This window comes from Pseudomonas sp. FP2254, assembly GCF_030687695.1.
In the GTDB taxonomy this organism is placed as follows: domain Bacteria; phylum Pseudomonadota; class Gammaproteobacteria; order Pseudomonadales; family Pseudomonadaceae; genus Aquipseudomonas; species Aquipseudomonas quebecensis.
The window spans coordinates 3557806-3572347 of sequence record NZ_CP117444.1 but is presented as its reverse complement, the minus strand read 5'-3'; the positions used below and the strand labels follow the sequence as shown (position 1 = coordinate 3572347).

17 protein-coding genes are annotated in these 14542 nt (G+C 63.2%); 13 read left to right on the top strand and 4 right to left on the bottom strand.

The annotated features are described in order from the left end of the window. Positions 1-54 precede the first annotated feature (54 nt). The 11 genes from gspE to gspD are packed head-to-tail and all read left to right on the top strand — an operon-like array spanning position 55 to position 9917. Complete coding sequence (gene gspE / locus PSH94_RS16320; RefSeq protein WP_305435305.1) at positions 55-1773, top strand: type II secretion system ATPase GspE; 1719 nt, start codon at positions 55-57, stop codon at positions 1771-1773. Continuing rightward, positions 1770-2972 (top strand): type II secretion system inner membrane protein GspF, encoded by a 1203-nt coding sequence (gene gspF, locus PSH94_RS16315; protein ID WP_253508478.1) that lies wholly within the window; start codon positions 1770-1772, stop codon positions 2970-2972. Before gspE ends, gspF begins: the two co-directional genes overlap by 4 nt. 20 nt (positions 2973-2992) lie before the next feature. Then, on the top strand, positions 2993-3418 hold the full coding sequence (gene gspG, locus PSH94_RS16310) for a type II secretion system major pseudopilin GspG (RefSeq protein ID WP_181081274.1): 426 nt from the start codon (positions 2993-2995) through the stop codon (positions 3416-3418). A 3-nt stretch (positions 3419-3421) separates the two neighbouring features. Next, positions 3422-3853 (top strand): type II secretion system protein, encoded by a 432-nt coding sequence (locus PSH94_RS16305; protein ID WP_181081275.1) that lies wholly within the window; start codon positions 3422-3424, stop codon positions 3851-3853. Next, the gene (locus PSH94_RS16300; RefSeq protein WP_181081276.1) at positions 3850-4206 is read left to right on the top strand and encodes a prepilin-type N-terminal cleavage/methylation domain-containing protein; all 357 of its coding nucleotides are present in this window, start codon (positions 3850-3852) and stop codon (positions 4204-4206) included. The genes PSH94_RS16305 and PSH94_RS16300 overlap by 4 nt, the downstream gene beginning before the upstream one ends. Continuing rightward, the gene (locus PSH94_RS16295; protein WP_305435302.1) at positions 4203-4832 is read left to right on the top strand and encodes a prepilin-type N-terminal cleavage/methylation domain-containing protein; all 630 of its coding nucleotides are present in this window, start codon (positions 4203-4205) and stop codon (positions 4830-4832) included. Before PSH94_RS16300 ends, PSH94_RS16295 begins: the two co-directional genes overlap by 4 nt. Then, positions 4829-5554, top strand: a complete 726-nt coding sequence (locus PSH94_RS16290) for a type II secretion system protein GspK (protein WP_305435300.1) — start codon at positions 4829-4831, stop codon at positions 5552-5554. The genes PSH94_RS16295 and PSH94_RS16290 overlap by 4 nt, the downstream gene beginning before the upstream one ends. Beyond that, on the top strand, positions 5551-6594 hold the full coding sequence (locus PSH94_RS16285) for a PilN domain-containing protein (protein WP_181081279.1): 1044 nt from the start codon (positions 5551-5553) through the stop codon (positions 6592-6594). The genes PSH94_RS16290 and PSH94_RS16285 overlap by 4 nt, the downstream gene beginning before the upstream one ends. Further along, the gene (gspM, locus tag PSH94_RS16280) at positions 6569-7180 is read left to right on the top strand and encodes a type II secretion system protein GspM (protein WP_181081280.1); all 612 of its coding nucleotides are present in this window, start codon (positions 6569-6571) and stop codon (positions 7178-7180) included. Before PSH94_RS16285 ends, gspM begins: the two co-directional genes overlap by 26 nt. Next, positions 7177-7701 (top strand): general secretion pathway protein GspN, encoded by a 525-nt coding sequence (locus tag PSH94_RS16275; RefSeq protein ID WP_253508469.1) that lies wholly within the window; start codon positions 7177-7179, stop codon positions 7699-7701. The genes gspM and PSH94_RS16275 overlap by 4 nt, the downstream gene beginning before the upstream one ends. Beyond that, on the top strand, positions 7698-9917 hold the full coding sequence (gene gspD, locus PSH94_RS16270) for a type II secretion system secretin GspD (RefSeq protein WP_305435292.1): 2220 nt from the start codon (positions 7698-7700) through the stop codon (positions 9915-9917). Before PSH94_RS16275 ends, gspD begins: the two co-directional genes overlap by 4 nt. Before the next feature lie 133 nt (positions 9918-10050). On the opposite strand, the gene PSH94_RS16265 is transcribed toward gspD, so the two are convergent. Continuing rightward, positions 10051-10311 carry a polysaccharide lyase family protein gene (locus PSH94_RS16265; RefSeq protein WP_305435290.1) on the bottom strand — a complete coding sequence of 87 codons (261 nt, stop codon included), beginning with the start codon at positions 10309-10311 and terminating at the stop codon, positions 10051-10053. Between the two features lie 393 nt (positions 10312-10704). On the opposite strand from PSH94_RS16265, the gene PSH94_RS16260 reads away from it, so the two are divergent. Next, positions 10705-11040, top strand: a complete 336-nt coding sequence (locus PSH94_RS16260; protein WP_305435288.1) for a DUF6124 family protein — start codon at positions 10705-10707, stop codon at positions 11038-11040. 222 nt (positions 11041-11262) lie between these two features. Here the strand turns inward: PSH94_RS16260 and PSH94_RS16255 are convergent, their stop codons facing one another. The 3 genes from PSH94_RS16255 to PSH94_RS16245 are packed head-to-tail and all read right to left on the bottom strand — an operon-like array spanning position 11263 to position 13848. Further along, positions 11263-12405, bottom strand: coding sequence for a hypothetical protein (locus tag PSH94_RS16255; RefSeq protein ID WP_305435286.1), 1143 nt, complete (start codon positions 12403-12405; stop codon positions 11263-11265). Between the two features lie 25 nt (positions 12406-12430). Then, positions 12431-12937, bottom strand: a complete 507-nt coding sequence (locus PSH94_RS16250) for a hypothetical protein (protein WP_305435284.1) — start codon at positions 12935-12937, stop codon at positions 12431-12433. Continuing rightward, positions 12934-13848, bottom strand: a complete 915-nt coding sequence (locus tag PSH94_RS16245) for an NAD synthetase (protein ID WP_305435283.1) — start codon at positions 13846-13848, stop codon at positions 12934-12936. Before PSH94_RS16245 ends, PSH94_RS16250 begins: the two co-directional genes overlap by 4 nt. A gap of 187 nt (positions 13849-14035) precedes the next feature. Between PSH94_RS16245 and PSH94_RS16240 the strand changes: the two genes are divergently transcribed. Continuing rightward, positions 14036-14524 carry a type VI secretion system tube protein Hcp gene (locus PSH94_RS16240; protein WP_305435282.1) on the top strand — a complete coding sequence of 163 codons (489 nt, stop codon included), beginning with the start codon at positions 14036-14038 and terminating at the stop codon, positions 14522-14524. Positions 14525-14542: the final 18 nt, after the last annotated feature.

Here is a 14542-nt window from a genome sequence, read left to right as displayed (position 1 = left end):
TCCTGACACGGTTTCTCCATAGCCCTTAGAACATAGCCCCTCAGACAGTCACCCATGCCCAGCCCTTCGACGCCCATCGATGCCTGCCAATTGCCCATCCCGCACACCGAACAGGTTTGCGCGTGGCTGATGCATCACGCCGGGTTGAAGACCGTCGATCTGGAGCGCGCCCGTCGCCTGGCTCAGGAGTCCGCCGACGACGAAATGCTCGGCCTGCTGACCCGCCTGGGGCTGGTCTCCGAGATCGAACTGGCCCGCGCCTGGGCGGATCTGCTCGGCGCGCCACTGCTGTCGGCCGAGGCCGCGCCGGCGTTGCTCGATCCGTTGCCGGTATTGACCGAACGCTTCATGCGTCATTACCAGATAGTGCCGGTCGGCTGGAGCCACGGCGGGTTGACGGTGCTGTCGGCCAACCCGGCCCAGCGGTATGCGTTCCAGGCCCTGGCGTACGCCTGCGACGTGCCGGTGTGGCTGGCGGTGGGGCCACGTACCGAAGTCGATACTCTGATCGAGCGCTATTACGGCCAGGGCCGCTCAGCCATGGGCACCCTGATCGAAAACCTCGACGAACAGGGCGGCGCGCTGGAAGACATCGAGCACCTCAAGGACATGGCCTCTGAAGCGCCGGTGATTCGCCTGGTCAACCTGATCCTGCAGCGCGCCGTCGAGCAGCGTGCCTCGGACATTCATATCGAACCGTTCGAAAACCAGCTCAAGGTGCGCTACCGCATCGACGGCGTGCTGCACGACGCCGAAGCACCGCCGTCCAGTTCCTCGGCGGCGGTGATTTCGCGGGTCAAGATCATGGCGCGCCTGGACATCGCCGAGCGCCGCCTGCCCCAGGACGGGCGGATCATGCTGCGCATCCAAGGCAAGGAACTGGACCTGCGGGTGTCCACGGTGCCCACCAGTTTTGGCGAGTCGGTGGTGATGCGCCTGCTCGACCGGCAGACCGTGCGCTTCGATTTCCAGAGCCTGGGCTTTGACGGTGCGCGCCTGCAGACTTTTCTCGAGGTGCTGGAACGGCCCCACGGCATTCTGCTGGTCACCGGCCCGACCGGCTCGGGCAAGACCACCACGCTGTACACCGCGCTGTCGCGGCTCAACACCGCCGAGCGCAAGATCATCACCGTGGAAGACCCGGTGGAATACCAGCTCGAAGGCATCAACCAGATCCAGGTCAAGCCCGCCATCGGCTTGGATTTTGCCGGGGCGCTGCGCTCCATCGTGCGTCAGGACCCGGACGTGATCATGATCGGCGAGATCCGCGACCTGGAGACCTGCCGCATCGCCATCCAATCCTCACTGACCGGGCACCTGGTGCTGTCGACCCTGCACACCAACAGCGCGGCGGCGAGTATCACGCGCCTGTTGGACATGGGCGTGGAGAGCTACCTGATCGCCTCGACGGTCAACGGCATTCTGGCTCAGCGCCTGGTGCGCCGGCTTGACCCGGCCACGCGGGTGGCCTTTGAAGCGCCGCCTGAACTGGTCGAAGAACATGGCCTGGACCGCCTGACGGACCAGCGTCCGATTGTGCTCTATCGCCCCGGCACCGGTGGTTATCGCGGCCGCAGCGCGATCACCGAATTGCTGGTGATGAATGACGAACTGCGCAGCCTGCTGATGCGCCAGGCCGACGCCGCCACCCTGGAGCAGGCCGCGCGTCGCAGCGGTCTGCACACCCTGCATGAAGAAGGCTTGCGCCAGGCCCTGGCCGGCGTGACCTCGCTGGAAGAAGTGCTGCGTGTGACGCGTGGGGAGGGCACGTGAGCCTGTTCAAATACCGCGCCCTCGATGCTCAGGGTGCGCCGCAGAACGGCACCGTCGATGCGAAGGATCAACCCGCCGCCGTGGCCCTGTTGCAAAAGCGCGGCCTGCTGGTGTTGCAGGTCGACCCCGCCGGCCTGAGCGGCCTGCATAAAGCCTTGGGCCGTGGCCAGCTCAACGGCGCCGCCCTCGTCAGCTTTACCCAGCAACTGGCCACGTTGCTCGGCGCCGGCCAACCCCTGGAGCGCGCCCTCGGCATCCTGCTCAAACAACCCGGCCAACCGCAGACCCGCGCGCTGATCGAGCGCATCCGCGAACAGGTCAAGGCCGGCCAGCCGTTATCGAAAGCCCTGGAAGAGGAGGGTGGGCAGTTCTCGCCGCTGTACCTGAGCATGGTGCGCGCCGGTGAAGCGGGCGGCGCCCTGGAAAACACCCTGCGCCAGCTCAGCGATTACCTGGAACGCAGCCAGTTGCTGCGAGGCGAGGTGATCAACGCCCTGATCTATCCGGCGTTTCTGGTGGTGGGCGTGCTCGGTTCGCTGGCGCTGTTGCTGGCCTACGTGGTGCCGCAGTTTGTGCCGATTTTCAAGGACCTGGGCGTGCCGATTCCGCTGATCACCGAAGTGATTCTGGGCCTTGGGCAATTTCTCGGCGCTTATGGATTGGCCGTGCTGGCCGGGCTGATCGTGACGGTCTGGGCCTTGGCCGCGCGCCTGCGAGACCCTCGGCGCCGTGAACAATTTGACCGCCGCGTGCTTGGCCTGCGCGTTATCGGCCCGTTGCTGCAACGGGTCGAAGCGGCGCGTCTGGCACGCACTCTGGGCACCTTGCTCAGCAATGGCGTGGCCCTGCTGCACGCGTTGGTGATTGCGCGACAGGTTTGCACCAACCGTGCCCTGCAGGCCCAGGTGGCCCAGGCCGCCGAGTCGGTCAAGGGTGGCGGCACCCTGGCCAGTGCGTTCGGCACCGAGCCGCTGCTGCCGGACCTGGCCCTGCAAATGATTGAAGTCGGCGAACAGGCCGGCGACCTGGACGGCATGTTGCTCAAGGTCGCCGACGTGTTCGACGTTGAAGCCAAGCGCGGCATCGACCGCTTGCTGGCCGCGCTGGTGCCGTCGCTGACCGTGGTCATGGCGGTGCTGGTGGCGGTGATCATGCTCGCGATCATGCTGCCGCTGATGAGCCTGACCAGCAATATATGAACCCACAAGGACCCACTCCCATGCGTCATACCCGATTCAAGCCCGCCCGCCGCCAGGGCGGTTTTACCTTGCTGGAAATGCTCGCGGTGATCGTGCTGCTGGGCATTGTCGCGACCATCGTGGTGCGCCAGGTCGGCGGCAACGTCGACAAGGGCAAGTACGGCGCGGGCAAGGCCCAACTGGCCAGCCTGAGCATGAAGATCGAAAGCTATGGCCTGGACGTCGGCTCGCCGCCCAAGACCTTGCAGCAATTGGTCGACAAGCCCGCCAACAGCACCGGCTGGGCCGGCCCGTATGCCAAACCGTCGGACCTCAAAGACCCGTTCGGCCACGCCTTCGGTTATCGCTTCCCCGGCGAACACGGCGCCTTCGACCTGATTTTCTACGGCCAGGACGGCCAGCCCGGCGGCGATGGCTACAGCGCCGACCTGGGCAACTGGGAATAACCCATGCCCACCCGCCAACGCGGCTTTACCCTGCTGGAAATGCTGGTGGTGATCGTGCTGATCAGCCTGGCGGCCGGCCTGGTAGGGTTTGGTCTGCAACAAGGCCTGCGCGCGGCGAAGGAACGCCAGGTAGTGGGGCAGATGGTTGAAGCGCTGCGCAGCACACGGGCGCGGGCGATTGTCAGTGGCGCCACGCAACGTACATTGTTCGACCTGAAAACACTCCGTTTCCAGGCCCCGGATCGCCCGCCAAAACACTGGCCCGCCGACCTGCAAGTGACCCTCCACACCGCCGAGCAGGCCGGCTCCGCGATTGAGTTCTACCCCGACGGCAGCTCCACCGGTGGCCACCTGCTGCTGGCCCACGGCACGCGGCGTTGGCGCATCGACGTCGGCTGGCTGACCGGCAGCGTGCAATCCAAGGCGTTGCCATGAAAAACCAGGGCGGTTTCACCTTGCTGGAAATGCTCGCCGCGCTGCTGCTGATGGCCCTGTGCAGCACGGTGCTGCTGGTCGCCTTTGGCCAAAGCGCCCGTTCGCTGCTGCAAGTGACCCACAGCGACCGCCTCAGCCACGCCGCCCTCAGCGTGATGGACCAGGAAGCCTCCGGGCCCCTCGCCAACGGTGTGCGCCAGGGCGAACTGGACGGCATCGCCTGGCAGTTGCGCATCGCCCAGCAACCCGGTCGCCCCGGCCAGCCGCACCTGTTCCGCCTCGACCTGAGCGTTCGCGAAGGCTCGCGCAGCGCGCAATTCAGCACCCTGAAATTACGCGGGGCGAGCCTGTGAACACGCGACAACAGGGCTTTACCTTGCTGGAAATCCTCATCGTCATCAGCTTGCTGGGGGTACTGCTGGTGCTGGTCGGCGGTGCGCTGCTGGGAGCGAATCGAGCGGTGCTCAAGGCGCAGCGGTATACGGTGAGCCTGGATGAAATGCGCGCGGCGCAGCAATTTTTGCGCAGCTCGATCAGCGAGGCGCTGCCCCTGGACGTCACCGAGGATGACAGCCAGACCGACGGTTTTTTCATCGGCAGCGCCCAGCGCATGCAATTTGTCGCGACCTTGCCCGGCGTGCTCGGCGGCGGCATCCAGCGGTTCACCTTGCAACTGACCGCGGGCGCGGCGCCGCGTGATTTGCAGGTCACGTTCGCGCGGTTTGAAACGCCGGCCCAGGCCAGCGTGCCGGCGTCACGCGGCGAGCCCCAGGTGCTGCTCAGCGATGTCGAGGACTTGCAATTGAGCTATCGCGGCCTGTCGCCCACGGGCCAGCCCACCGGCTGGATCAGTGCCTGGCCGTGGTCGCGGCGGCTGCCCCAGGCGGTGCGTATTGCCGCGCAGGTCAACGGGCCGGTGCCGTGGGTAACCCAAGTGATTGCGCTGCGCCTGAACCTGTCCAGCGGAGCTCCGGAATGATCCGCCATCAGCGCGGTGTCGCGTTGCTGCTGGTGCTGTGGGTGCTGGCCTTGCTCAGCCTGCTGCTGGGCGGCCTGGCCGGCTGGGTGCAGTTGCAGACGCGTCAGGCGGCGTGGCATCGCCAGCACACCCAGGCGGTGCTGGCCGCCGAAGCGGGGATTGCCCTGGCGATGCAGGCGTTCGCCGACCCGCAGCAGCGCAAACAGTGGATCGCCGATGGGCGCGAAATCCCACTGGTGTTCGACGATGCGCAATTGCGCGTCAGCCTGCGCAGCGAGCGCGGCAAGTTGTATTTGAACAGCGCCGAGGTGGCCGATTTTGCCCGCCTGGCCCTGGCCTGCGGGGCCAGCCAGGCCCAGGCCAACCAGTTGGCGCGAGCCCTGGAGACCCGTCGCAACCAGGGCCTGGCGCCGTTTCGCGTGGTTGAAGAAGTACGTCAGTTGCCGGGCATGACCCAGGAGCTGTACAGCGCGCTGGCCCCCGAGATCAGCCTGTGGAGCGGCCTGGACCGGCCCGATGCGGCCTTCGCCAGCGCCCTGATGCGCCGCGCCCTGAACCTGCCGCCCCTGAGTGCGGTGGGCGCCGACCCCGGCGAGGTGCTGGTGATCGACAGCCACGCCGAACGGCCCGGCGGCTACCACGCCCGGTTGCAGGCCACCGTGTTATTGAGCCCCGCGCAAGGCAGCGCGCAACCTTATCGAGTACTCCGTTGGCAAGAATGAATGACTACCTCGCGGCGCGCGTGCGGCCGCTCACGGCGCCTATCGCCCAGCGCTGGCGTGGCAGCCTGTTGCAACAGGGCTGGCGGCTGTGGCTCAAGGAACTGCGCGGCTGCCTGCCGCGCTGGTTGTTGCTGCACGATATTGCGGACCGGCTCTACCACTGGCCGCTGACCGCCGCCGTACCGCCCGTGGTGGGCGAGGTGCGCCAGGTGCTGGTGCTGACTGCGCAAACGGTGCTGATACAAACCCTGCGGCTGCCGCCGGCCGCCGCGCGCAACCTGTCTACCGTGGTCGGCTACGAACTGGATCGCTTCACCCCGTTCGAGGCGGCGCAACTTTATTTCGTCGTTCGCCAGGAGCGGCGCACGCCAGCCTATGTAGAAGTAACGCTGATAGCCGTTCTGCGCGAGCGTCTGGACCAGATCCTCGCCGACTGCGCCGATCTGGGGCTGCGGCCCCATGCGGTGGATGTGCAGGACGCCACGGGCAACGCCCTTGGTGTAGACCTGTTGCCGCTGCCGCTGCGCCGCCGTCAGCGCCCGCCCGGAAAGGGCCTGCAACGCAGCCTGCCGTGGTTGTGCGGCGCCTTGATGATCGGTGCCATGCTGCTGTGGCTCGACGACCGCCAGCGGGTTTTGGAGGCCATGCAGCAGAGTGTGCGCGAGCAAAAAAACCAGGTGGCCGAGATTCAGGCGCTGCGCCAGCAACTGCTCAATACCCGGGGCGCCGCGCAGTACCTGATTCGCCGCAAAATGGCGCAACCGCCGCTGTCGGCGCTGCTCAATGAACTGACCGCGTGCCTGCCGCCCGACACCTGGCTCGATCAGTTGGAAGTCAACGACGGCGCCGAGGTGTCCTTCTCCGGGCAAAGCGCCAAGGCCAGCGCGCTGATCACCCGAATCAAAGGTTGCCGCAGCCTGGAAAACGCCCAGTTCGAAGGGGTGATTCAACCCGATGCGCAAACCGGCAAGGATCAGTTTTCCTTGCGCGCCCACCTGCACCAGGAGGCCGCTGATGCGCCGACCGCTGACACCCCGTGAACGCCGTGGCGCCGCCCTGATCGGCCTGGCCGTGGTGCTCGGAGCCGTCTACTGGCTGTTGATCGACAGCTGGTTCGCCGGGCCCTTGCGCGCCATGAGCGAGCAGGCCGAGCAGCTGCGTGAGCAACAGCAACGCTACGCCGGCGTGCTTCGCCAGGGCGACAGCCTGCGTCAACAATTGGAGCAGGCGCGCCAGGACCCGGCCAGCAGCACCAGCCTGTTGCCGGGCGATGACCCCAGCGCGGTCGCCGCCGACCTGATGCAACGCATCGCCGACCTGATCAACAGCCGCGCCACGGTCGGCGGCGGTTGCAGCCTGACCCAGCGCATGCCGATCACCCCTCAACAGGACGACAGCGAGCCCTATCGCCAGGTCAAGGTCAGCCTCACGCTCAACTGCGCCATCGAGCCGTTGACCGCGATTGTGCATGAGCTGGAATATCAGCGGCCGTTTCTGTTCGTCGATGAAATGAGCATCCGCCGCGCGCCCAACGCGCCGGTCAGTGGCGGTGCCGGCAAGCTGGTGGTGCACCTGTTGGTGCGCGGCTACCTGCAACCGGCGGGCGCGCGGCAGGTGCAGCCATGATCAGTGCACTGCGCCCCGTTGAATGGCTCCTGCTTGGCGTTGCCGCGGTGTTGAGCCTGCTGATGGTCGGCATTCTCAGCAGCATCGGCGACGCGCCCGAATGGCTGCCGGCGCCTGCGCCCGATGCGCGCACCCAGGCAGCGGCCAAGGTGCTGAATGCACCGAGTGCCAGCCTCGACAGCCTGGCCGGAACCTGGCAGGCGCCGCTGTTCAGCCCGGATCGCAGCCCCGACCGCGCCGTCGGCCAGGCGGGTGTGTCCGACCTGTCGAGCCTGGTGCTGACCGGCATCATCCTGGACGGCAACGTACAGGTGGCGCTGCTCAAGCGCGCGGACGGCCCGCCGCTCAAAGTCCACCAGGGCCAGACTTTGCCCAACGGCTGGCGGCTCGAACAGCTGACCGCCCGCGACGCCCGTTTTGTGCTGGATGGCCGCACGCACACCCTGAGCCTGAATACCCCGCGTTTGCCGCCACCGTCCACCACGCCCCCGATTACCCTTCCTCACGAGTCCACCCCTTGATCGATACTTTCCCTGGCGCTTTGCGCACCACTGCGTTTTGCCTGGCCACCGCCGTCACCCTCGGTGGCTGCGGGACCTTTCCCGAGCACCTGGATGCCGACCCGGCGCTGTTGCACGAGGCGCTGCAAGGCACCGGTTCGCAACGCCCGCCGGTGGCCCCGGCGGCTGAACAGGCACCGCTCGACAGCACCCAGCCCAGCGCGAAGACCCCGCCCCAGCGTCAACTGATCCGTGGCAATCAGTCCTTCGTCCGCCCGCCAAGTGCGGCGCCCGCCGGCCGCGAGGAGGGCGGGGGTGACATCGTGTTCAACTTCGCCGACCAGCCCATTGAAGCGGTGATTAACAGCGTGATGGGCGACCTGTTGCACGAGAACTACAGCATCGCCCAGGGCGTGAAAGGCAACGTCAGTTTTTCCACCTCCAAACCGGTGAATAAGCAGCAGGCCTTGTCGATCCTCGAAACCCTGCTGTCCTGGACCGATAACGCCATGATCCGGCAAGGCAACCGCTACGTGATCCTGCCGGCCAACCAGGCGGTGGCGGGCAAGCTGGTGCCGCAGATGCGCGTGGCCCAGCCGTCCAGCGGCTTGTCGGCGCGCCTATTTCCGCTGCGCTATATCTCGGCCACCGAGATGCAGAAACTGCTCAAACCGTTCGCCCGCGAAAATGCATTCTTGCTGGTGGACCCGGCGCGCAATGTGCTGAGCCTGGCCGGCACCCCGGAAGAGTTGGCCAACTACCAGGACACCATCGACACCTTCGATGTGGATTGGCTTAAGGGTATGTCGGTGGGCGTGTTCGGCCTGCAACGCGCCTCGGTGGCCGAGCTGATGCCCGAGCTGCAAAAGATGTTCGGCCCCGACAGCGGCATGCCGTTGGCGGGCATGGTGCGGTTCCTGCCGATCGAACGGACCAACTCGGTGGTGGCGATTTCCTCGCAACCGCAGTATCTCAGCGAAGTCGGTGACTGGATCCACACCATCGACGAGGGCGGCGGCAACGAGCCGCAGATGTACGTGTATGACGTGCGCAACATGAAGGCCACCGACCTGGCCAAGTACCTGCGGCAGATCTACGGCACGGGCGCGATCAAGGACGACGCTCCGGCCAAGGTCGCCCCCGGTTTGCGCACCGCGACCTTGTCCTCGCCAGGCACCAACAGTACGTCCGGCAGCACGCCCGGCGGCCTGAGCAACAACCTCAATGGCAACCAACCCGCCGCAGAAGAAGAGGAGCAGGAGCCCGAAGCCGAGCAGGACAACGCCGAGCAGGTCACCAGCGAAGACGCCCCGGCCAAAAGCCTCGACGCCGGTACCCGCATCACCGCGCAAAAGAGCAGTAACCAACTGCTGGTGCGCACGCGCCCGGTGCAGTGGAAAGAGATCGAATCGGCGATCAAGCGCCTCGATAACCCGCCGCTGCAAGTGCAGATCGAGACGCGCATCCTCGAAGTCAAACTCACCGGCGAACTGGACCTCGGCGTGCAGTGGTATCTGGGACGCCTGGCCGGTAATTCCACCAGCACCACCGTGGCCAACGCCGCCGGGAGCCAGGGTGCGCTGGGCGGTGGCGGGGCAGGGCTGGGGGCGACGGATTCATTGTTCTATTCCTTCGTCAGCTCCAACCTGCAGGTGGCGCTGCACGCTCTGGAAACCAACGGTCGCACCCAAGTGCTGTCGGCACCGTCGCTGGTGGTGATGAATAACCAGCCGGCGCAGATCCAGGTGGGCGACAACATCCCCATCAGCCAGACCACGGTGAATACCGGCACCTCCGATACCACCTTGAGCAGTGTTGAATATGTGCAGACCGGCGTGATCCTCGACGTAGTGCCGCGAATCAATCCGGGTGGCCTGGTGTACATGGATATCCAGCAGCAGGTCAGCGATGCCCAGGACCAGACGAGCAATGGCGACACGCAAAACAATCCACGCATCTCCACGCGCTCGGTATCGACCCAGGTGGCGGTGCAGAGTGGGCAGACGGTATTGCTCGGAGGGCTGATCAAGCAGGACAACGCCGAGAGTGTCAGTGCCGTGCCTTACCTCGGGAAAATTCCGGGGTTGCGCTGGCTGTTCGGCAACACCAGCAAATCCAAGGACCGCACCGAACTGATCGTGTTGATCACGCCAAGGGTCATCACCAGCAGCAGCCAGGCAAGGCAGGTGACGGATGATTATCGCCAGCAGATGCAGTTGCTGCGGCCCGCTCAGTAAACCAGGCCACAGGAATGCGGTCGACTGATATGGCTTATGCAAGATTCCAGTGGTTTGCGAGCCTCGTCTTTACTGCTCAATCCATTGAACACAGTCGTACACAAACGCAGGGCTTAAAAAACCATCGCCCGTCTTACCGGACGCGAAAATTGATCCTTGTCGGGGAGTTGCCGTCTCGCCACTGCACGGCCGGAAAGTCGGTCAACGGGCTGCTCCCCACCGTATAGATCAGCGGTTTCCAGGGCGCCATGCGTGAGTCAGAAGGGTGTTCGGACGCCAGTCGATTGGCGTTAAGGAAACCCGCCAGCGTGCCATCCGCTACGCCGATCTGCCACTTCACGCGGCCCTGCGGCAACTGTGCACTCAGTGTTACTTGCGCGCGCGTGCCTGGCATGATGTCGACAGTCCCTCGCGCCACTTCCAGTTCGTTCTGATAGAGCGTGGTTCGGCAAACACGGGTTTGGATCTCCACAAGACGCTATTGTTGATCTCGGACTTTTCCGACAAGGCTTTCAGGTTGTCGCTCGGAACTGCGCTGACTAACCTCCTGACCGTCGCTGCCAATTCAGCGACCGGATTTGACCGTCCGGCATCCCAAGTACACCTGTGCCAACATCGACTCAGGCGTTTTTTTTACGTCTGCTGTATCGTGTCGCGGCAGCTGTACGCGGGATACCTTCGGGTATGCCGGTGTTCCTTGGGACCGGTCGGTCAACCCGCGTATAGCTGCCACCCTATTTCGTTTGACCGCGAACCGTGGCAGCTCCATTCCCCAAGGAGTTGCACCATGATTAAAGACAGTCCAAACCCCCCAGGCCCTCAAGACTTCGACCCCGGCACCCTGCACGACGTGGCCTACCGTGCGATCAACCATTACCTGAACCCTGAAAAACCAACACCCGAACCCAGCGACGGGCTCTTCACCGTGCGCGCTGACCTGGACACGGAAACCTTGCTGGTCAACGCCTCCCAGGACTTGGCTTCCATCAACGAAATCGCCGCCCACCTCGCCTTCGAAATTGACGGGGCTCAGCGCAATGTAGCGTTGGGCCTATGCCGAATGCTCGAAGGTGTGCAACTGCTGGTGGACAAGGCGTTGGATAAAACCCACCCCGCCGCCTGAAGAGTAATGATGCCGTTCGGTCCTCTGTGGCGAGCGGGCTTGTCGAATCGTCGCACCGCCCGCGTTGGGCTGCGAAGCAGCCCCAATAAGAGCACCGCAGTGTGCCAGGCAGCTCCGGGCTATGTTTTGGGGCTGCTGCGCAGCCCAACGCGGGGCAAGCCCGCTCGCCACAGGTGGTTTATGTTGGCTCATGAAGGAACAGATCACTGGACTCTGCGCGTTCTACTTGTTGGCCTCGCCGTGCATCGGCCACATCTGTTCCCGCTGTGTCTGCCCGACCCACACCATGCCATGCATGAAGGTATCGCGCTCCTCGGGCGTGGTCAGCGGGAAGCTGGCGTATTGGGTGTGCGCCATGACCCGCAACTCCTCGAACCAGGCCTGTTTTTGCTGCTCGTCGCTGAAGGCCTGCCCCTCCAGAACATGGGTGGGCATCATCGTGGTCAGGTCCAGCGGCAGCGCGTCACGGGTGCTGAGGCGTGCGTTGATGTTTGACGTGCAAATCTCCACCGTAAGACCGGTGATACCCCTGGCCAGTAGCTTTTTCAGCGGTTTGATCTTGTGATGTGCAGCGAAGTTCGTGGACTTGAGCAAGGTGTTGTAGTGCGGTTTGAAATGGTTGATCAGCGCCGCTTCCGCCAAGGTGATCACCTCATCGCGGTTCAGTCGCACTGAGCGCAGCCGCTCGAAGTGCGCGTGCTCCTCCTGCTCGCTGGCAAGCGGGTCGAGGTTGAGGTCGCCGCCATTGCTGATCATTGTCCGGCCGTATTCGAAGCGATACAGCAGCAGCGAAATCTCCAGCTCCGGGTGGTTGGTCGAGGCCTCGGCCAGGATGCGTTGCAAGGTGGTGTGGTTGAGCAAACGGTCGACAGCGCTACGCGAATTGACTCGGCCGATACCCTGGCCGACATAAAGCACGTCCATATCCCGGTGGTCGGCTTCAAGCGCACTGCTGGCGCTCGCGACCACGATATGCGCGGCGGTGGTGATCTGTCGTGAGGCAGTGATGATCAGCAAATGCGTGCCGTTTGGCGCAACGGTTACTTGTTCGATGGCATCGTGATCGTCCGGTGTGATCGGCGGGATGTCATAGCGAAAAGGCACGGACCGCACCCCCAGCTCGTCCATCACCAGGAAACTGCCGTGGAGTGTGCGGTCGAGCAATTGAACGTCGTAGGGGTTGATCAGCACCCGGCGCCGCGCGGTGATGAGGTAGATATTACTGCCTGCAATCAGCTCGCGGTAACGGGCATCATCCTTGGCCCGATACAGGTCGGCGGGGGTGAGCACCGAGGGCGGGCTGGAGTAGAGATGGGTGGCGCCTTCGGCGCTGAATTGGCGTAGGAGGGTGTTGATGTTCTGCATGGCTTGTCCTTGTTTGTGAGTGGGATTACCACCATTTCCAGCGGCCTTGTTTTTTCAGGGTCGCGATGATGTCTTCGCGCTTGTGGCGGATGTCTACCATCTTGTGGCGCAGTTCGCGGCAGCGATTGCTGTTGAGGATCAACAGGCCGGTCAAGGGGCAGAGCAGGCAGATGGCGTAAAGGTAAGTGTTGGGGCGGTAGGCGATGGTGGGAAGTGCTACCAACAGGCAGATGAGGTATATCGCGACGTTTATCCAGACACAATGGATGCGGCCGTAGAGCACTTCGTATTTGGCGAGGGCGAATACTGCGCCAAGTCCCGTAGCGCCGAAAAAAGATGTTTTGGTGGCAAAACCTGTGGGGCACGTCGAGAGATAAGTGAGCATTGCCAGGATTGCCGTCAATCCTATTGAGGCGCATGCGACAAGCAGGTCTGCTCCGATTACCGGCATGTACCGCTTGATTAATGTCCAAGGGTTTTCAATAAAGACGGCCGAGTAATATTCGTTTTTTATTCCGTTCTGCTTGCTCACTGGCTGAGTTCCTCGTAGATGCCTATTGCGAGCGTCCTGACATTTCCGTTGGTTGCACTACTGGTGAAGCTAAGCGTCGCAGCCAGTACGTCCATAATGTGGGTAGCGGTTGCATGCTGCATCTTTGCGGCGCTGATACGCTTGGGGAGTCTGCCCTTGGCTTTTTCCAACTTGAGCAATTTGGGCGTTAACCTCGGGTCTCGAATGCTCAGCAACTCATCATTGAGTTTAGTCCGCTCCTGGCGAGTCAATCCTTTGAGTGCTTGGCGGACGGATTTTCCGGATACGCTTGTGGTTGTAGTAATGGCTTTCACTGTGACTAACATCGAAGTTGAAACGCCCAGCAATGCCACTCCGTCCAGCACTACCGTTGCGTCTTGATACCAGGATTCGCTATCTAAATAATCATTGAATTCCGGGAAAGCGGCTTCTGACCCCGTTCGGAGGACACCAGCGATACACTGCGCCGTACCCGCCACCGCTGCGGCTTGACCCACGAAGGAAATCACCGCGCTCGTCCCTGCTGTAAAAGGCATCAGTGCAAAACCACTTGAAATCACCACCCAACTCAGTATCGCCCCCGCACACGTCACCGCCGTATTCAACGCTTCACTCACCAACCGCGATTCCCGCGGCTCATGCTCCAACATCCGCTTGAACTCCACCGGCCCTACATAGCGAGGCGCCTCACGCAACACCACCTTAATGGGCTGCACACTGCACATCGCCTGGAACTCACGCAGCGTGACCACGTTGAAGCCCTCATCGATATACACCACGCCCGCACCAATCAGCACCGGGTCGCTGTCGATGGCGAAGAACAGTCGACGCAGGTCGATGCTGTTTTCAATGCGTTGGCGGGTAGTGTGGTGGGCCGAGGGAAATCCATCCTTGAGCAGGGCGGTTGTCATTCCTTAACTCCTGGGTTTTTGGGGAGTCGAGAGAGTAAAGACGCAGCAGCGCAAATTAATGTCGGACGTTTCGTCTTTTCAAGACGGGCACTTCCCGATCCAGCTTTACCATCTTGTGAGCGCCGTCTCGATTCGGGAACAGTGCGCCCCACGTCACTCCCGACGAACAACAGGACAAGGAACCAACATGGCAGTCGATATGTTTTTGAAACTGGGCGATATCAAGGGTGAATCACGGGACCAGGCCCATCGCGACGAGATTGATATCACCGAATGGGCGTGGGGGCTGTCGCAGACCGGGTCAATGCATTCAGGCACCGGAGGGGGCACGGGCAAGGTCAACATTGCCAACCTGAACCTGAAAAAGCCGCTGGATAAATCCAGCCCTAACCTGATGATGGCCTGCGCCAGCGGCAAGCATTATCCCGAAGCACGATTGGTGGTGCGCAAAGCGGGCGGTTCCAGCCCAGTGGAGTATCTGGTGATCACCCTGAAGGAAGTGATGGTGGTGTCCTACGGCACCGGTGCCAATAATCAGGACGAAGTGCTCTTCGACAGCATCGCCTTGAATTTCGCCACCGTTGACGTCAGCTACCAAGCTCAGAAAGCCGATGGTGCCAAGGAGGGTGGGCCCGTGAGGTTCGGCTGGAATATCCGGCAGAACGTGAAGGCCTGAAGTCGCTCTCATAGCGGC

Excerpts from the sequence above, each read along its gene's own strand:
- PSH94_RS16265 (WP_305435290.1), bottom strand. The coding sequence starts at position 10,311 with ATGCCAGGCACGCGCGCGCAAGTAACACTGAGTGCACAGTTGCCGCAG.
- gspE (WP_305435305.1), top strand. The coding sequence starts at position 55 with ATGCCCAGCCCTTCGACGCCCATCGATGCCTGCCAATTGCCCATCCCG.
- PSH94_RS16285 (WP_181081279.1), top strand. The coding sequence starts at position 5,551 with ATGAATGACTACCTCGCGGCGCGCGTGCGGCCGCTCACGGCGCCTATC.
- PSH94_RS16245 (WP_305435283.1), bottom strand. The coding sequence starts at position 13,848 with ATGACAACCGCCCTGCTCAAGGATGGATTTCCCTCGGCCCACCACACT.
- PSH94_RS16260 (WP_305435288.1), top strand. The coding sequence starts at position 10,705 with ATGATTAAAGACAGTCCAAACCCCCCAGGCCCTCAAGACTTCGACCCC.
- gspM (WP_181081280.1), top strand. The coding sequence starts at position 6,569 with ATGCGCCGACCGCTGACACCCCGTGAACGCCGTGGCGCCGCCCTGATC.
- PSH94_RS16305 (WP_181081275.1), top strand. The coding sequence starts at position 3,422 with ATGCCCACCCGCCAACGCGGCTTTACCCTGCTGGAAATGCTGGTGGTG.
- PSH94_RS16255 (WP_305435286.1), bottom strand. The coding sequence starts at position 12,405 with ATGCAGAACATCAACACCCTCCTACGCCAATTCAGCGCCGAAGGCGCC.
- PSH94_RS16300 (WP_181081276.1), top strand. The coding sequence starts at position 3,850 with ATGAAAAACCAGGGCGGTTTCACCTTGCTGGAAATGCTCGCCGCGCTG.
- PSH94_RS16275 (WP_253508469.1), top strand. The coding sequence starts at position 7,177 with ATGATCAGTGCACTGCGCCCCGTTGAATGGCTCCTGCTTGGCGTTGCC.
- PSH94_RS16290 (WP_305435300.1), top strand. The coding sequence starts at position 4,829 with ATGATCCGCCATCAGCGCGGTGTCGCGTTGCTGCTGGTGCTGTGGGTG.
- gspG (WP_181081274.1), top strand. The coding sequence starts at position 2,993 with ATGCGTCATACCCGATTCAAGCCCGCCCGCCGCCAGGGCGGTTTTACC.
- PSH94_RS16240 (WP_305435282.1), top strand. The coding sequence starts at position 14,036 with ATGGCAGTCGATATGTTTTTGAAACTGGGCGATATCAAGGGTGAATCA.